This window comes from Corynebacterium evansiae (genome assembly GCF_027570065.1).
Lineage (GTDB): Bacteria > Actinomycetota > Actinomycetes > Mycobacteriales > Mycobacteriaceae > Corynebacterium > Corynebacterium evansiae.
The window spans coordinates 210,233-225,889 of record NZ_JAKMUT010000001.1 but is presented as its reverse complement, the minus strand read 5'-3'; the positions used below and the strand labels follow the sequence as shown (position 1 = coordinate 225,889).

The 15,657-nt window shown below is 61.9% G+C and carries 10 protein-coding genes; 2 read left to right on the top strand and 8 right to left on the bottom strand.

The genetic code is table 11. From position 1 onward, the window contains the following. Positions 1-91: 91 nt before the first annotated feature. Both rpsG and rpsL read right to left on the bottom strand, forming a co-directional pair. Entirely contained in the window at positions 92-562 is a 471-nt protein-coding gene (gene rpsG / locus L8V00_RS00965; protein ID WP_005291999.1) for a 30S ribosomal protein S7, read from the bottom strand. A 3-nt stretch (positions 563-565) separates the two neighbouring features. Further along, positions 566-937, bottom strand: a complete 372-nt coding sequence (gene rpsL / locus L8V00_RS00960; protein WP_034986217.1) for a 30S ribosomal protein S12 — start codon at positions 935-937, stop codon at positions 566-568. Positions 938-1,359: 422 nt separating this feature from the next. Here rpsL and L8V00_RS00955 point away from each other — a divergent pair, with 422 nt between their 5' ends. Further along, positions 1,360-2,397, top strand: a complete 1,038-nt coding sequence (locus L8V00_RS00955; protein WP_269943971.1) for a hypothetical protein — start codon at positions 1,360-1,362, stop codon at positions 2,395-2,397. Between the two features lie 40 nt (positions 2,398-2,437). Further along, a complete protein-coding gene (locus tag L8V00_RS00950) occupies positions 2,438-4,882 on the top strand; it encodes an ATP-dependent RNA helicase (RefSeq protein WP_269943970.1) in 2,445 nt (814 codons plus the stop codon). Here the strand turns inward: L8V00_RS00950 and L8V00_RS00945 are convergent. The 6 genes from L8V00_RS00945 to rplJ all read right to left on the bottom strand — a co-directional run bounded on the left by L8V00_RS00945 (position 4,879) and on the right by rplJ (position 15,358). Then, positions 4,879-5,073, bottom strand: coding sequence for a DUF4236 domain-containing protein (locus tag L8V00_RS00945; protein ID WP_034986220.1), 195 nt, complete (start codon positions 5,071-5,073; stop codon positions 4,879-4,881). The two genes, L8V00_RS00950 and L8V00_RS00945, sit on opposite strands and share 4 nt — an antisense overlap. A 130-nt stretch (positions 5,074-5,203) precedes the next feature. Beyond that, on the bottom strand, positions 5,204-9,175 hold the full coding sequence (locus tag L8V00_RS00940; protein ID WP_269943969.1) for a DNA-directed RNA polymerase subunit beta': 3,972 nt from the start codon (positions 9,173-9,175) through the stop codon (positions 5,204-5,206). A 134-nt stretch (positions 9,176-9,309) separates the two neighbouring features. Then, positions 9,310-12,822: a DNA-directed RNA polymerase subunit beta gene (rpoB, locus tag L8V00_RS00935; protein ID WP_269944068.1), complete on the bottom strand. Its 3,513-nt coding sequence runs from the start codon at positions 12,820-12,822 to the stop codon at positions 9,310-9,312. A 288-nt stretch (positions 12,823-13,110) separates the two neighbouring features. Then, complete coding sequence (pgfA, locus tag L8V00_RS00930; protein ID WP_269943968.1) at positions 13,111-14,166, bottom strand: cell envelope lipid trafficking protein PgfA; 1,056 nt, start codon at positions 14,164-14,166, stop codon at positions 13,111-13,113. 195 nt (positions 14,167-14,361) lie between these two features. After that, positions 14,362-14,748 carry a 50S ribosomal protein L7/L12 gene (gene rplL, locus L8V00_RS00925; RefSeq protein ID WP_011274179.1) on the bottom strand — a complete coding sequence of 129 codons (387 nt, stop codon included), beginning with the start codon at positions 14,746-14,748 and terminating at the stop codon, positions 14,362-14,364. Positions 14,749-14,842: 94 nt separating this feature from the next. Then, positions 14,843-15,358: a 50S ribosomal protein L10 gene (rplJ, locus tag L8V00_RS00920; protein ID WP_005292022.1), complete on the bottom strand. Its 516-nt coding sequence runs from the start codon at positions 15,356-15,358 to the stop codon at positions 14,843-14,845. Between the last annotated feature and the right edge of the window lie 299 nt (positions 15,359-15,657).

Here is a 15,657-nt window from a genome sequence, read left to right as displayed (position 1 = left end):
GAGGGTTTATTGACGCCCTCACGCGGTCAATAAAAACTATAGCCCCACTACCCCGATATGAAGTTTGGGCGGTGAGGCTATAGAGCCGCTGCTACCAGCGGTAGTGGGCGAAGGCGCGGTTGGCCTCTGCCATCTTGTGAGTGTCTTCGCGACGCTTCACGGATGCACCCAGGCCGTTGGATGCGTCCAGGATCTCGTTGGCGAGACGCTCGGTCATAGTGTTCTCACGACGCTGACGGGTGAAGGTCACCAGCCAACGCAGTGCCAGAGTGGTGGAACGGCCGGGGCGAACCTCAACCGGAACCTGGTAGGTAGCGCCACCAACACGGCGGGAGCGAACCTCAAGAGCCGGCTTGACGTTGTCGAGAGCCTTCTTCAGGGTGAGGATCGGATCGGTGCCGGTCTTCTCGCGGCACTGCTCCAGTGCGCCGTAGACGATGCGCTCTGCGGTGGACTTCTTACCGTCAAGGAGAACCTTGTTCACCAGCTGGGAGACGAGAACGTCGCCGTAAACTGGATCCTTGACTAGCTGTCGGGAAGGTGCTGGACCCTTACGTGGCATTGTTTACTTCTCCTTCTTAGCGCCGTAGCGGGAACGTGCCTGCTTGCGGTCCTTGACACCCTGGGTGTCGAGGGAACCACGCACGATCTTGTAACGAACACCCGGGAGGTCCTTCACACGACCACCGCGGACGAGCACCATGGAGTGCTCCTGCAGGTTGTGGCCCTCGCCCGGAATGTAGGCGGAAACCTCGATACCGGAGGTCAGGCGAACACGGGCAACCTTACGCAGTGCGGAGTTCGGCTTCTTCGGGGTGGTGGTGTACACGCGGGTGCACACGCCACGGCGCTGCGGGGAGCCCTTCAGGGCTGCCGTGGCAACCTCGGACTTCTTGCTGTGGCGGCCCTTGCGGACCAGCTGCTGAATAGTTGGCATAGATGAACTTTCTTTCGGTTCTTTTCGGTGCAGTTGCGCAGTACCGCCACTTCGGAAGTGGCCGCCCTGCGGGTTGAGCATCTGTAGCTTGAGGATCTCAAAAGGATCTGCACACACGAAAAATAAGGGGCTCTTCCTTACGGGGCCTCTTCCGTGGTGTATCACCCCACGCAATAACGTGGAGATCCCTGCATCGCACCCCAGCTGCACAACCGGCCTGCGCTAACTCGGTTAGCTAGTGGCCGTCACTGCACCAGCGGAGACAATACAATCTACGCCGGTCAGGTTACAGCACGGTGCGCGAGAAACCAAAATGAGGTTGGATTTCGAAATTAAGGATCCGGCGACCGCCGTTCATGTTAGATTTAGTTTTGCCACAGAAACCTCTGTATGGCGTTCCTTCTAACTTTAAGGATGGCCCGATGAAGAGCCTTCGCATTAACCGCGGTGTTGTCGCTGGTGCAGCCGCAATTTCCCTTCTACTCTCGGCTACCGGTGTAGCCGCTCCTTCTCTGCTATCGCAGGCTGCCGCAGATACCAAGAGTCGTAACCTCGACCTAAACTGCTCCTACACTGCACCTTTAATAGGTACTAAGACAGCTGGGACCACCGGCACGGTCACGGTTGACATGCCCAGTGAGGCCGAAGCTGGTGCAGCTATCCCGGTAAAGGTGGCGATTGGCGAATCCAAGATCTCCTCCTTGTCGTTTAGCGCGGTTAGTTCCGTCTCGGCGAAGTCTAGTACTGCGCGTCTGCAGGTATCCCCCAACGCAGAGCTGGTTGGCAGCCCGGCCGGTGTAACCCTGTCTAACGGCATCCTGTCTGTCGACAACGTGCTCTTGGCGTCGAAGACCAGCAGCAGGGACATTACGGTCTCTGCGAAGCCAATCGAGTTCTCTCTCCGCTCCAAGGACGGACATAAAGTCACCATCGGTGCGCCAGGCGACATCATTGATGTGACTATGGGCACACCACTCGGTGACGTTCCTACGAAATGCACCACCACTCCCGCGCAGCTGAACGAGACCATAGTCAAGGCTGCGCCCGCCCCGGAACCGGAGCCACAGCCCGATCCGGATCAGCCAGCCCCAGATCCAGACCCGAATCCAGACCCGAATCCGGAGCCGAATCCGGAGCCGAATCCGGAGCCGCAACCAGATCCTGAACCGAATCCAGAGCCGAATCCGGATCTGCCGGAGCCGAACCCTGAGCCTGAACCGAACCCAGACCCTGAGCCAAAGGAACCAGGCAAGCCAGAAGACCCTGACCCGAACCCGAAGGATCCGGAGTCCTCGACTAGTGGCTCGTCCAAGGAAGGCATCCTCTCCTTCTTCCAGAAGATCTTCGGCATCGACAAGTCGGATGAGGCAAAGGAAACCCAGAAGACCTTCTGGCTCTCCCTCTTCGGAGCCGGAGTCCTGGGAGTGCTGATTTCTTGCGTGCTGAAGTTCTTCCGTTAGAACCAGAGCGTAAGCATCGGGATGGCCTACAATCATCCCGATGTTTCCTCCCCTTTTCGATTTAGCAATCATCGGCGACGGCCTGCCTGCCGCCGAGCTTCTGCCGCGCATCCCACAGCGCGGCCCGCTGGTGGTGGAGGCTCCCCCTGGAACCGGTAAGACAACCCTCCTGCCGCCCGCACTGTCCAATATTCTGTCAAGTACAGCCGACGAAGTCGCGGCGCCGTCAAAAGCCTCCACGACCACCTCGGCCACCCCGCCGAAAGTTCTGGTCACCGCACCTCGCCGCGTAGCCGTCCGCGCCGCCGCTCGGCGCCTCGCCCACCTCGACGGCTCCCGCGTAGGCGACCGCGTCGGCTACAGCATCCGTGGAGAACACCACCCCGGCAGCCTCGTGGAATTCGTCACCCCAGGAGTCCTCCTCAACCGCCTCCTCGCCGACCCCGCCCTCGAAGGCGTGGGCGCGGTCCTCATCGACGAAGTTCACGAGCGCCAACTGGATTCTGACCTCGTGCTCGCCATGTGCCAGGAAGTCGCCCTGCTGCGCGAAGGCGACCCCGCCGGGGAGCTCTACCTCTGCGCAATGTCCGCTACCGTCGACACGCAGAAGCTCGCCGACTACATGGGCGCGCAGGTCGTCTCCACCCCAGCGGTCACCCATCCCCTCGAGGTCACATACCACCCGGATCCCGAGCGTGCCCAGGGCTCACCCGCGTTCTACCGCCACGTCGCGGACCTCGCCCTGCAGGCTCACTCGCACCACCGCGACTCCGGCCATCCTGACCACCGCACGCTGGTCTTCGTGCCCGGCCGCAAGGAGATCGACTGGGTGACCTCCCACCTGCCCGATAGTGCCCCACTCCACGGCGGCCTGAACTCACGCGAACAAGATGCCGCCCTGACCGGCCGCTCCCCCATCGTTGTCGCCACCTCCATCGCCGAATCCTCGCTGACCGTCCCCGGCGTACATGCGGTCGTTGATGCCGGTCTTTCCCGCACTCCCCGCCGTGATCAAGCCCGCGGGATGACGGGTCTGGTCACCACCTCCACCTCCAAAGCCAGCGCCGATCAGCGTGCCGGCCGTGCCGGTCGCCTCGGCCCCGGCCAGGTCTATCGCGCCTACTCCGCAGCGGACTATTCCCACTTCGCACCGGACATCACCCCGGAGGTCCTCTCGTCGGACCTCGTCGCCGCCGCACTGACCCTCGCCGCTTGGGGGTCGCCCGATATTTCTCTTCTGGACGCCCCTCCGGCCGCCACCCTCACCGACGCCAACCGGGAGCTGCACGCTTTGGGCGCGCTGGACGGGAACGGCACGATTACCGAGACGGGTCAGAAGCTAGCGCGCATTCCCGCCGACCCGCGCCTGGGGGCGGCACTACTGGCCCACGGCTCAGGTGCCGCCGAGGTTGTGGCCGCGCTGTCGACCGGCCTGCAGGGGGACCTCGCCGAGGCGAAACCTCAGGCCTCCGAGGTGCGCCGCTTCGCGCGGATGGTGGGCAACCGCGGCCCGGCCACTGCCGGCGAGGTTGTAGCCTCCGCATACCCCGACCGTGTTGCGAAGCTAGTGGATAGCGGCAGCCGCAGCGCTGGCAGCGTCAGAGGTAGCGGCGGTAGCGGCGAGGATGCCGAGTATCTGCTGGCCTCCGGCACCCGTGCCACCCTCGCACCGGAGCTGCGCCGCCCGCTCGGCGGCTCCGAATGGCTGGCGGTTGCGGAGGTCCAGCTGGGCCGCACTCCCCTGATCCGCGCGGCCGCCCGGCTAGACGAACCGGACCTAGCGCAAGTACGGGAGGACGTCACTGCGCGCATCGCCGACGGTAAGCTCCGTGCGCGGCGCACCCGCCACCTCGGAGCCATCGAGCTATCCAGCACCCCAGTCTCCGTAAACCAGCTGGGTGCAGAAGAGAGAACCCAGGCCATCGCGGCCTTGGCTACCAAGGGGCTTGGGTGGCTACAGATGACGGAGGGGGCGTCAAGAATAAAAGAAAGAGTCGACTACCTCCGCGCGCAGCTCGGCGAACCGTGGCCGGACCTAGCGGCAGGCGACTACACGCCCGAGGCCGAACGGGTTGTGGCGGGCGAAAGGATCGCCGACATCAGCGCTTACCAGGCGATCATGCGGCAACTGCCGTGGCCCGAGGCAGGGCAGATGGACGAGCTCGCACCGGAACGGCTGGAAGTACCCAGCGGATCAGCTCCGAAGGTTCACTACGAAACCGGCCGACCGATTGTGCGCGTCAAGCTGCAGGAATGCTTTGGCCTGGCGGACTCCCCCACCATCGCAGGGCAAAAAGTTCTGTTCCACCTACTATCGCCAGCGGGCCGCGAGCTGGCCGTCACCGACGATCTGAAGAGCTTCTGGGATGGCCCCTACCAGGGCGTGCGTAAGGACATGCGCGGGCGCTATCCGAAACACCCGTGGCCCGAGGATCCGTGGTCGGCAACGGCAACGAAGAAGACGAAGCGGGCGCTGCGTAATTAACGGCGCTTGCTGCCGAAGGTCTTAGTGAAGTTCAGGCCGCGGATCGGGGTGCGGATCGTGACGGACTGACGGCCATCAGCACGCTGCGTAATCCGCATCGGTCCCACACGGGTGGATCCGCCCACGCCACCGGAAGAGGTGTTAATGCGGAACGGACCGAAGTTCTTGGAATTGCGAAACATCATACCCATGCAGCACATCATAGAGCACCGCATGCCGTAGACATGCAAAAGCGGACGCCTCCCCTTTGTACAAGAGGAAGCGCCCGCTAAAGGCTGCTGGCCGCCCGCCAGTTACGGGCAACCATGCAGCAGATCCGAACTACATCAGATCAATGTCGTCCAACGGCACGGCAGCGCCGGTGAACTCGCCGTAAGTGTCGTCGGCGTAGAAGCCATCACCGAAGGAGGACGGCAGGGAGTAAGCCGCTGCGCGGGCCTCCTCCGTCGGCTCCACACTGATGTTGCGGTAGCGGGAAATACCCGTACCGGCCGGGATCAGCTTACCGATGATCACGTTCTCCTTCAGGCCGATCAGCTTGTCAGAACGCTTGTTGATAGCAGCGTCCGTGAGCACGCGAGTGGTCTCCTGGAACGAGGCGGCGGACAGCCAGGACTCGGTGGCCAGGGAGGCCTTCGTGATACCCATGATCTCCGCACGTACCTCCACCGGGCGACCGCCGGTCTTGACGGCCTCCTTGGAAGCAGCCACGGCGTCTCCGTGATCCACCAGGGAGCCCGGCAGGAACTCGGTCGAACCGGAGTCGATGACGGTCACGCGGCGCAGCATCTGGCGCACGATGATCTCGATGTGCTTGTCGTGGATGGCCACACCCTGATCGCGGTAGACCTTCTGGACCTCGTTGATCAGGTGCTGCTGCACGCCACGGCGGCCCATCACGCGCAGAACCTCGTGCGGGTCCGCAGCACCCTTCAGCAGCTGCTGGCCCATCTTCACGTGGTCGCCGTCGCGGATCGGGCGCTCCACGCCACCGGTGCCCAGCGTCGCCAGGCCCTGACGCTTGGACAGCTTCTCGTACACCACATCGTCGGAGCCGTCGTCCGGCTCGATAGTCAGGGTGAAGAAGTTGTCGTCGTCCTCGATGCGCACCTTGCCGTCCACCGACGCAATCGGGGACTTCGCCTTCGGCACGCGAGCTTCGAACAGCTCCTGAACACGCGGCAGACCACCAGTAATGTCGCCACCGACACCACCCAGGTGGAACGTACGCATCGTCAGCTGGGTACCCGGCTCACCAATGGACTGGGCGGCGACGATACCAACGGCCTCGCCGATCTCCACCTTCTTGCCGGTCGCCATGGAACGGCCGTAGCAGGTGGAGCACACGCCGGTGTTGGTAGCACAGGTCATCACGGAGCGGACCTTTACTTCCTCCACGCCGGCCTCGAGGAGAGCCTGCAGCTCGCCCTCGCCAACGACATTGCCCTCGGCGACGATAACGGTGCCGTCGGAGGCGGTGGCGTCACTAGCTAGGTAACGACCCAGAACAGACGTTTCGACGAAGTCCGCAGCGGTGTAGTTACCGGTCGGCTTACCCTCGGCGTCCAGAACTGGAACGGCCACCGGCACAACAGCGCCCTGCTTGGTGCCACAGTCGTCCTCGCGCACGATGACGTCCTGCGCCACGTCCACCAGACGACGGGTCAGGTAACCCGAGTCGGCGGTACGCAGTGCCGTATCAGCCAGACCCTTACGGGAACCGTGGGAGTTGTTGAAGTACTCGAGCACGGACAGGCCCTCGCGGAAGGAGGTCTTAATCGGACGGGTGATGTACTCACCGCGCGAGTTCGTAACCATGCCCTTCATGCCGGCCAGGGTCCAGATCTGACGCATGTTACCGGCAGCACCCGACTTCACGATCATCGGAATCGGGTTGTCATCCGGGTACAGGTCCTCGACGGACTGACCAACGTAGTCGGTAGCTTCCTTCCACAGGTCAACCAAGGACTGGTAACGCTCTGCCTCGTTGATCTTGCCGCGTGCCATCTTCTTCTCGATAACGCGGGCCTTGGCCTCGTAGTTATCCAGGACTTCCTGCTTATTCGGCAGAACCAGCACGTCATGCATGGTGATGGTCACACCGGAGCGGGTTGCCCAGTAGAAGCCGGCGTCCTTCAGCTTGTCCACCGTCTGCGCCACGGTGATCATCGGGTACTTCGCCGCGAGGTCGTTAATGACGGAAGCCTGTGGCTTCTTCGCCATGACGCCCTCTACGTATGGGTAGTTCCACGGCAGCAGCTCGTTGAACAGCACGCGACCCAGGGTGGTTTCCGCCAGCCAGGTCTGGCCTCGCTGCCAACCATCCGGGAACAGTTCGGCCTCGATCTCCGCGGTCGGGCGCAGGTGGCTGATACGCACGTGGATCGGAGCCTGCAGGCCCAGCACGCCACGGTCGTAAGCCATGATCGCCTCGGCCAGGGAGGAGTACACGCCCTGTGCCGGACCGTCCTCGGTGGCCGGTGCGTAGGCGCCCTGGCCGCCGAACTCCTCCGGCTTCTTCAGCAGAGTCAGGTAGTACAGGCCGGTCACCATGTCCAGACGCGGCATAGCCAGCGGCTTACCGGATGCCGGGGACAGAATGTTGTTGGAGGCCAGCATCAGGATGCGAGCCTCGGCCTGTGCCTCTGCGGACAGCGGTAGGTGAACAGCCATCTGGTCACCGTCGAAGTCCGCGTTGAAGGCCTCACAGGCCAGCGGGTGCAGCTGGATGGCCTTACCCTCAACCAGGATCGGCTCGAAGGCCTGAATACCCAGGCGGTGCAGGGTCGGTGCACGGTTCAGCATCACCGGGTGCTCGGCGATGGCCTCTTCCAGCACGTCCCACACCTCGGGGCGCTGGCGTTCCACCATGCGCTTGGCGGACTTGATGTTCTGCGCGTAGGACTTCTCCACCAGGCGCTTCATCACGAACGGCTTGAACAGCTCCAGAGCCATCAGCTTCGGCAGACCACACTGGTGCAGCTTCAGCTGCGGACCGACGATAATCACGGAACGGCCGGAGTAGTCCACACGCTTACCCAGCAGGTTCTGGCGGAAGCGGCCCTGCTTACCCTTCAGCAGATCAGACAGGGACTTCAGCGGACGGTTGCCCGGGCCGGTAACCGGACGACCGCGACGACCGTTGTCGAACAGTGCGTCGACGGACTCCTGCAGCATGCGCTTCTCGTTGTTCACGATGATCTCAGGCGCGCCGAGATCCAGCATGCGCTTCAGGCGGTTGTTGCGGTTGATTACGCGGCGGTACAGGTCGTTCAGGTCGGAGGTAGCAAAGCGGCCACCGTCCAGCTGCACCATCGGACGCAGCTCCGGCGGGATAACCGGGATGCAGTCCAGAACCATGCCTGCCGGGTCGTTGCCGGAACGCAGGAATGCGGCGACGACCTTCAGGCGCTTCAGAGCGCGCAGCTTCTTCTGGCCCTTGCCGTCGCGGATGACCTCGCGCAGGGACTCGGCCTCGGCCTCGAGGTCGAAGCTACGGATCAGGGTCTGGATAGCCTCTGCGCCCATGCCGCCGGTGAAGTAATCCTCGTAACGGTCGACCAGCTCGTTGTAGATGTTCTCATCCACGATCATCTGCTTCGGAGCCAGCTTGACGAAGGTGTTCCAGATCTCGTCCAGGCGGTCAATCTCGCGCTCGGCGCGCTCGCGGATGTGGCGCATCTCGCGATCGGCTGCGTTCTGGACCTTCTTCTTGGCGTCGTTCTTGGCACCAGCTGCCTCGAGCTCCGCCAGGTCGTCCTCGAGAGTCTTGGCACGGTCAGCCAGCTCCGCGTCGCGCTCCTGCTCGACTTCCTTCTTCTCCAGCAGCATCTCTGCCTCGAGGGTGGACTGGTCGTTGTGGCGACCCTCCTCGTCCACAGAGGTGATGATGTTGGCGGCGAAGTAGATGATCTTTTCCAGATCCTTCGGAGCCAGGTCCAGCAGGTAGCCCAGGCGAGAGGGCACGCCCTTGAAGTACCAGATGTGGGTAACAGGCGCGGCCAGCTCGATGTGGCCCATGCGCTCACGGCGAACCTTGGACTTGGTCACCTCAACGCCACAGCGCTCACAGATGATGCCCTTGTAGCGCACGCGCTTGTACTTGCCACAGCCACACTCCCAGTCGCGGGTGGGGCCGAAAATGCGCTCGCAGAACAGGCCGTCCTTCTCCGGCTTCAGGGTGCGGTAGTTAATGGTTTCAGGCTTCTTGACCTCGCCACGGGACCAGCGACGAATGTCGTCCGCAGTCGCTAGGCCGATGCGAAGCTCATCGAAAAAGTTGACGTCCAGCACGTGGACTTCCTTTCCCCTCCTCTTTCCGGAGGGCTTTGGGTAGTTACGGCGCCTGAAGCTGTGTTGTTTGTCGGGCTCAGACGCCGAAAATACGGCGAATGTACGAAAGTCAGATGTTTAGGGTCGTCAACGCCCTAGCTGACATCCATGTCAGCATCCGGACGCTCGTCACGGGACAGGTTGATGCCCAGAGCCGCGTTAGCGTTCTCCAGTTCATCGTCATCGTCGGAGGACAGCTCCATCGGGGTGCCGTCGGCGGCCAGAACCTCAACGTTCAGGCACAGCGACTGCAGCTCCTTCAGAAGGACCTTGAAGGACTCTGGGATACCAGGATCCGGAATGTTCTCGCCCTTCACGATCGCCTCGTACACCTTCACACGACCAACCACGTCGTCGGACTTGATGGTCAGGAGCTCCTGCAGGGTGTAGGCGGCACCGTATGCCTGCATTGCCCACACCTCCATCTCACCGAAGCGCTGGCCACCGAACTGTGCCTTACCACCCAGCGGCTGCTGGGTAATCATGGAGTAAGGACCAGTGGAACGAGCGTGGATCTTCTCGTCGACCAGGTGGTGCAGCTTCAGCATGTACATGTAGCCCACTGCAACCGGGTACGGGAAGGGCTCGCCGGAGCGGCCGTCGATCAGGTTGGACTTACCGAAGTCGTCGACCTGGCGCTCGCCGTCGCGGTTCGGCAGCGAGGAACGCAGCAGGCCGGACAGCTCCGCGTTGGAAGCACCGTCGAACACTGGGGTGGCGGTCAGGGAGTCCGCCGGAATCTCGTACAGCTCCTCCGGCAAGGTCTCCAGCATCTTCTGGATCTTCGGATCCTGGGAGTCCGGGTCGACCTTCCAGCCGGCCTTAGCCAGCCAGCCCAGGTGCACCTCAAGAACCTGACCAATGTTCATACGGCGCGGCACGCCGTGGGTGTTCAGGATGATGTCGATCGGAGTACCGTCCGGCAGGAACGGCATGTCCTCCTGCGGCAGGATCTTGCCGACAACACCCTTGTTGCCGTGACGGCCGGCGAGCTTATCGCCGTCCTGGATCTTGCGCTTCTGGGCAACGTAGACGCGAACCATCTCGTTCACACCTGCGGCCAGGTCGTCGTCATCCTCACGGGAGAACACGCGAACGCCGATGACCTTACCGGTCTCGCCGTGCGGCACCTTCATGGAGGTATCGCGAACCTCGCGGGCCTTCTCACCGAAGATGGCGCGCAGCAGGCGCTCTTCCGGAGTCAGCTCGGTTTCACCCTTCGGGGTGACCTTACCGACCAGGATGTCGCCGTCGCGGACGTCCGCGCCGATGCGGACGATACCGCGTTCGTCCAGGTCAGCCAGGACGTCCTCGCCCACGTTAGGAATGTCGCGGGTGATCTCCTCCGGGCCCAGCTTGGTGTCGCGGGCGTCAATCTCGTACTCCTCGATGTGGATCGAGGTCAGAACGTCCTCCTCAACCATGCGCTGGTTCAGGATGATGGCGTCCTCGTAGTTGTGGCCTTCCCACGGCATGAAGGCAACCAGCAGGTTCTTACCCAGTGCCATCTCACCGTTGTCGGTACCCGGGCCGTCGGCGAGAACCTGGCCAGCCTCAACGCGGTCGCCTTCGTCCACCAGCGGCGTCTGGTTGTAGCAGGTGCCCTGGTTGGTGCGCTCGAACTTGCGCAGCATGAAGGTATCGCGCACACCCTCGTCGTCCATGACGGTGATGTAGTCGGCGGAGACGTACTCGACCACGCCTGCCTTCGGCGCGATGATCATGTCGCCGGCGTCATAAGCAGCGCGCAGCTCCATACCGGTGCCCACGAAAGGAGCCTCGGAGCGCAGCAGCGGCACAGCCTGACGCTGCATGTTGGCACCCATCAGTGCACGGTTAGCATCGTCGTGCTCGAGGAACGGAATCATAGCGGTTGCCACGGAAACCATCTGTCGCGGCGACACGTCCATGTAGTCCACCTCGGTGTACGGGACGACCTCCACGTCGCCGCCGCGCAGGCGAACCTCAATGCGCTCCTCGGTGAACCGGTGATTCTCATCGAACGGGGTGTTCGCCTGAGCAATCACGTGGCGATCCTCTTCGTCCGCGGTGAAGTAGTAGACCTCGTCGGTGATCTGTCCGTCCACAACCTTGCGGTACGGGGTCTCGATGAAGCCGAACGGGTTCACGCGAGCATAGGAGGAAAGGGAGCCGATCAGACCAATGTTCGGACCCTCAGGAGTCTCAATCGGGCACATGCGGCCGTAGTGAGACGGGTGAACGTCGCGGACCTCCAGGCCGGCGCGCTCACGGGACAGACCGCCCGGACCCAGCGCGGACAGGCGGCGCTTGTGGGTCAGACCGGACAGGGAGTTGTTCTGGTCCAGGAACTGCGACAGCTGGGAGGTGCCGAAGAACTCGCGGATAGCCGCGGAGACCGGGCGAACGTTGATCAGGGAGGTCGGGGTGATGGACTCCGCATCCTGGGTGGTCATGCGCTCACGCACAACACGCTCCATGCGGGACAGACCCACGCGAACCTGGTTCTGGATCAGCTCGCCGACGGTACGCAGACGACGGTTGCCGAAGTGGTCGATGTCGTCGGTATCGATCGGGACTTCGGTGCCGTCCGGGGAGGTCATGGACTTCTCACCGGCGTGCAGGCGCACCAGGTACTCGATGGTGGTCAGGATGTCCTCTTCCGTGAGGGTCATCACGCCATCGGTATCGCCACCCAGGCCCAGCTTGCGGTTGACCTTGTAGCGGCCGACCTTAGCCAGGTCGTAGCGCTTCGCCTTGAAGAAGGAGTTCTCCAGCAGAGCCTGCGCGGAGTCGCGCGTCGGGGACTCGCCCGGGCGCTGCTTGCGGTAGATCTCCAGCAGAGCCTCATCGGTGTTGTCCACGCCGTCCTTTTCGAGGGTGGACATCATCAGCTCGGAGAAGCCGAAACGGTCGGTGATCTCCTGCGTGGTCAGGCCCAGGGCCTTCAGCAGCACGGTGACCGGCTGGCGGCGCTTGCGGTCGATGCGCACGCCGACGGTGTCGCGCTTATCCACGTCGAACTCCAGCCATGCACCGCGGGAAGGGATCACCTTCACGGAGTGCAGGGGGCGTTCGGTAGATGCGTCGATGGAAGCATCGAAGTACACGCCCGGGGAACGGACGAGCTGGGAAACAACGACACGCTCGGTGCCGTTGATGATGAACGTGCCCTTGTCGGTCATCATCGGGAAGTCACCGATGAAGACCGTCTGGGACTTGATCTCACCAGACATGGAGTTGGTGAATTCCGCGGTCACGTACAGCGGTGCCGCGTAGTTGATGTCCTTATCCTTCGCCTCGTCGATGGTGGACTTCACGTCATCGAAGCGGGGCTCGGACAGGGTGAGGGACATGTTCTCGGAGTAGTCCTCGATCGGAGAGAGCTCCTCGAGAATCTCCTCGAGTCCGCTCATGATGCGGACATCCTCCCCTGCCTCTGCTTGGGCGCGGGCACGCCACTCAGGCGTGCCAACGAGCCAAGCGAAGGACTCTCGTTGGAGGTCAAGAAGGCCTGGAACCTCGATCGGAGAGTCGATCTTCGCAAAGCTGTGTCGCTGCGGAGCTCCGGGAATTCCGGCCACTGAGCTGGTCTGGCGGGAGACTGCCAAGATGGGTCCTTCCAGCACAACATCGGTCGACACTACGTGGTGGAGCTGTAGTGTGCGATCGTGATTGTGTGTGTACGGTCTCGTGATGGTCGATTTAGTTGGATTTTCCCTGCCAAACTATCCCCACGCAGAAACGACTAAACGACCTTGTCAAATGGCCTTTTTGGCTCGTTTGGCAAAGTCTGCTTCATGTGTAATGTCTTCACATCACTTCTGCGTAGCTTTGTAGTCGTTTCGTTGTAGCCGATAGCTCAACAAATCAAATCCAGCGCAACGAACTATCCTATAGCATCGCTGCGCGAATGTCTAGGCTTCCTCTGCCGGTCTCTCAGGCTGCTTCTCTGCCCGGCGTTCATTCCGGCGCTCCGCCCTACGCTTAGCGCGCCGCCACAGAACCAACACCACGGATGCTGCTGCCACAATAACACCCGCGACAATCAATGCAACCCCCCATTTATCGGTGTGGCGCTGCCCGCTAACTTCCATGGCCTGATCCAGCATGGACTGCGTCACCCGCTGCGGAGTCTTGCCGTGGAACTGCAGCAGGTTCTGCACGTCCTTACCGGAGCCATCCCGGTACGTGTCCTTCACGTTCTCTTCCACACTCACCAGAAGGCCGGACTTCGGCTCTACCGTCAGCTCGCGCCAACCTTCGTGGAACAACTGGGCGCGCTGCGGCTTGCCGTCCTCCCCTTCAACGGTGATGGTGTTGCGCACTCCCGCGTACTCCTTGGCCACGGAGGTTGCCGGGATCTCCTGACGGAAGACGTACAGCTCGTGCTCGCGCCCGTCAGCGGTGGTGACATTGCGAGTACCGGTGAACTCCGCAGGCAGTGCGCGACGTAGCGTCATATCGAAATAGTCATAAGAGCGCTGCTCAGTGCCCTGAGGGAACTTGGCCCAATAACCGGCGATCTCGCCGTCGGTGGCCGGGGTAGCGGGAGTGTCCGAGACCTTCGCATCCCCCTTCGCCTCGCCTGTTCGGCGATCCACGGTAAAGCTCCAGACCTGTGCGTCCAGCAGCGATTCCAGGTCGTCCTCCACGTCCGTGCGAGCGGTGGTCACACCGACGCGCGCGCTGGCTTCATCGTCGGTGGCGGGCTCCTCGAGCGTGATCTTGAACTGGCGGTTGACCGGCGCCTTCACATCCTCTTTACCGTCAAGCCCTTGGTAGTTCGGACCGATCACCGCGGCGGGGTCGTTCAATGTAAGCGTTGTCGCGGCCAGGTCTAGAGGCACGGCCTTGTCGTTCGATACAACCTTTGGGAGCATGACGCCCACAGTGATCAGCGCTACGCCAATCAGTGCACCGAGCGCACCCAGGATGTAGAGGCCTTTGCCGGAGCCCTTATTATTCGTCACTTCTCTGCCACCATCTGCATTTAGATCAGTTTTAGCTACCCGTACGCCCGGAGGGCTGGGCACACGATTCGATATTGGTCACTTAAGCGTAGCAAGACAACAAAAAACCGCCGGAAATCACGGAACGTGATTCCCAGCGGCTTTGATTTGGCTGCGCATTCGGCGCCAGGCCGAAGCGCGGAAAGTAAGGCGAGCTTACTTGAGGGAGACCTTTGCGCCAGCCTCTTCCAGCTTGGTCTTAGCAGCCTCAGCGTCATCCTTGGAAGCACCCTCCAGGATAGCCTTCGGAGCACCCTCAACCAGCTCCTTAGCCTCCTTCAGGCCCAGGCCGGAGACGATCTCGCGGACAACCTTAATAACGCCGATCTTCTTAGCGCCTGCGTCCTCCAGAACGACGTCGAACTCGTCCTTCTCCTCAGCAGCAGCGCCGCCCTCAGCGCCCGGAGCAGCAGCAACGGCAGCAACCGGAGCAGCAGCGGTGACGTCGAAGACCTCTTCGAATTCCTTAACGAACTCAGACAGTTCGATGAGGGTCATTTCCTTGAAAGCCTCGATGAGCTCGTCCTTGGTGAGCTTAGCCATGATGGCATCCTTTCGTAGTTGCGCCGGTGGGCCGGAAAGTGTTGGCGACCCGGCCGGCAAAGTGTTTTATGTCTTATGTATGAGCGGAGGGAACTTACTGTTCCTTCTTCTCCTGCAGTGCAGCGGCCAGGCGTGCCACCTGGGATGCTGGTGCGTTGAACAGGCCTGCGGCCTTTGCCAAGGAACCCTGCATGGCACCGGCCAGCTTGGCCAGCGTGGTTTCGCGATTGTCCAGCTCGGCGATTGCCTCAACCTGAGCGGCATCAATCGTGGCACCGTCCATGTAGCCACCCTTGATCACGAAGTTCTTGTGATCCTTGCCGAAGTCCTTCATGGCCTTCGCAGCGTCCACGGCCTCGCCGTTGACGAATGCGATTGCGGTAGGACCGGTCAGCAGGGACTCATCAAGCTCAATGCCAGCTTCGCGTGCAGCCAGCTTGATCATGGTGTTCTTGGCGACGGAGTAGGTAACGTCCGAACCCAGTGCGCGACGCAGCTCGGTGGTCTCAGCCACGGACAGGCCACGGTACTCGGTCAACAGAGTGGACTGTGCCTGCTCGAAGCGTGCCTTGAGCTCTTCCAGCGAAGCGGTGTTCTTCGGATTAGCCATACTCTCGCCTCCTTCCTGATGTTTACGGTGTACGTTTTTGCAGTACGTCCACCGACGATCATTGTTGAAGGGCAACACTGTACATAAACGACAAAGCGCCTCGCGTTTCCGGCGTTTTACGCAAGAAGCACAAGGCGCATTCGTAGGATCCCCGGCTTTCTAGGGCTGGAATCCGATCCGAACGTCTAATCGTGTTACCTGCGTGGGCCGTCATCTATGACGATGATCCTTCAATCTCCTGCCCACTCTCCCCTGTTAAGGTTCGCGCGGACGGTGATGACCGACGGTCTTCGGTGAAA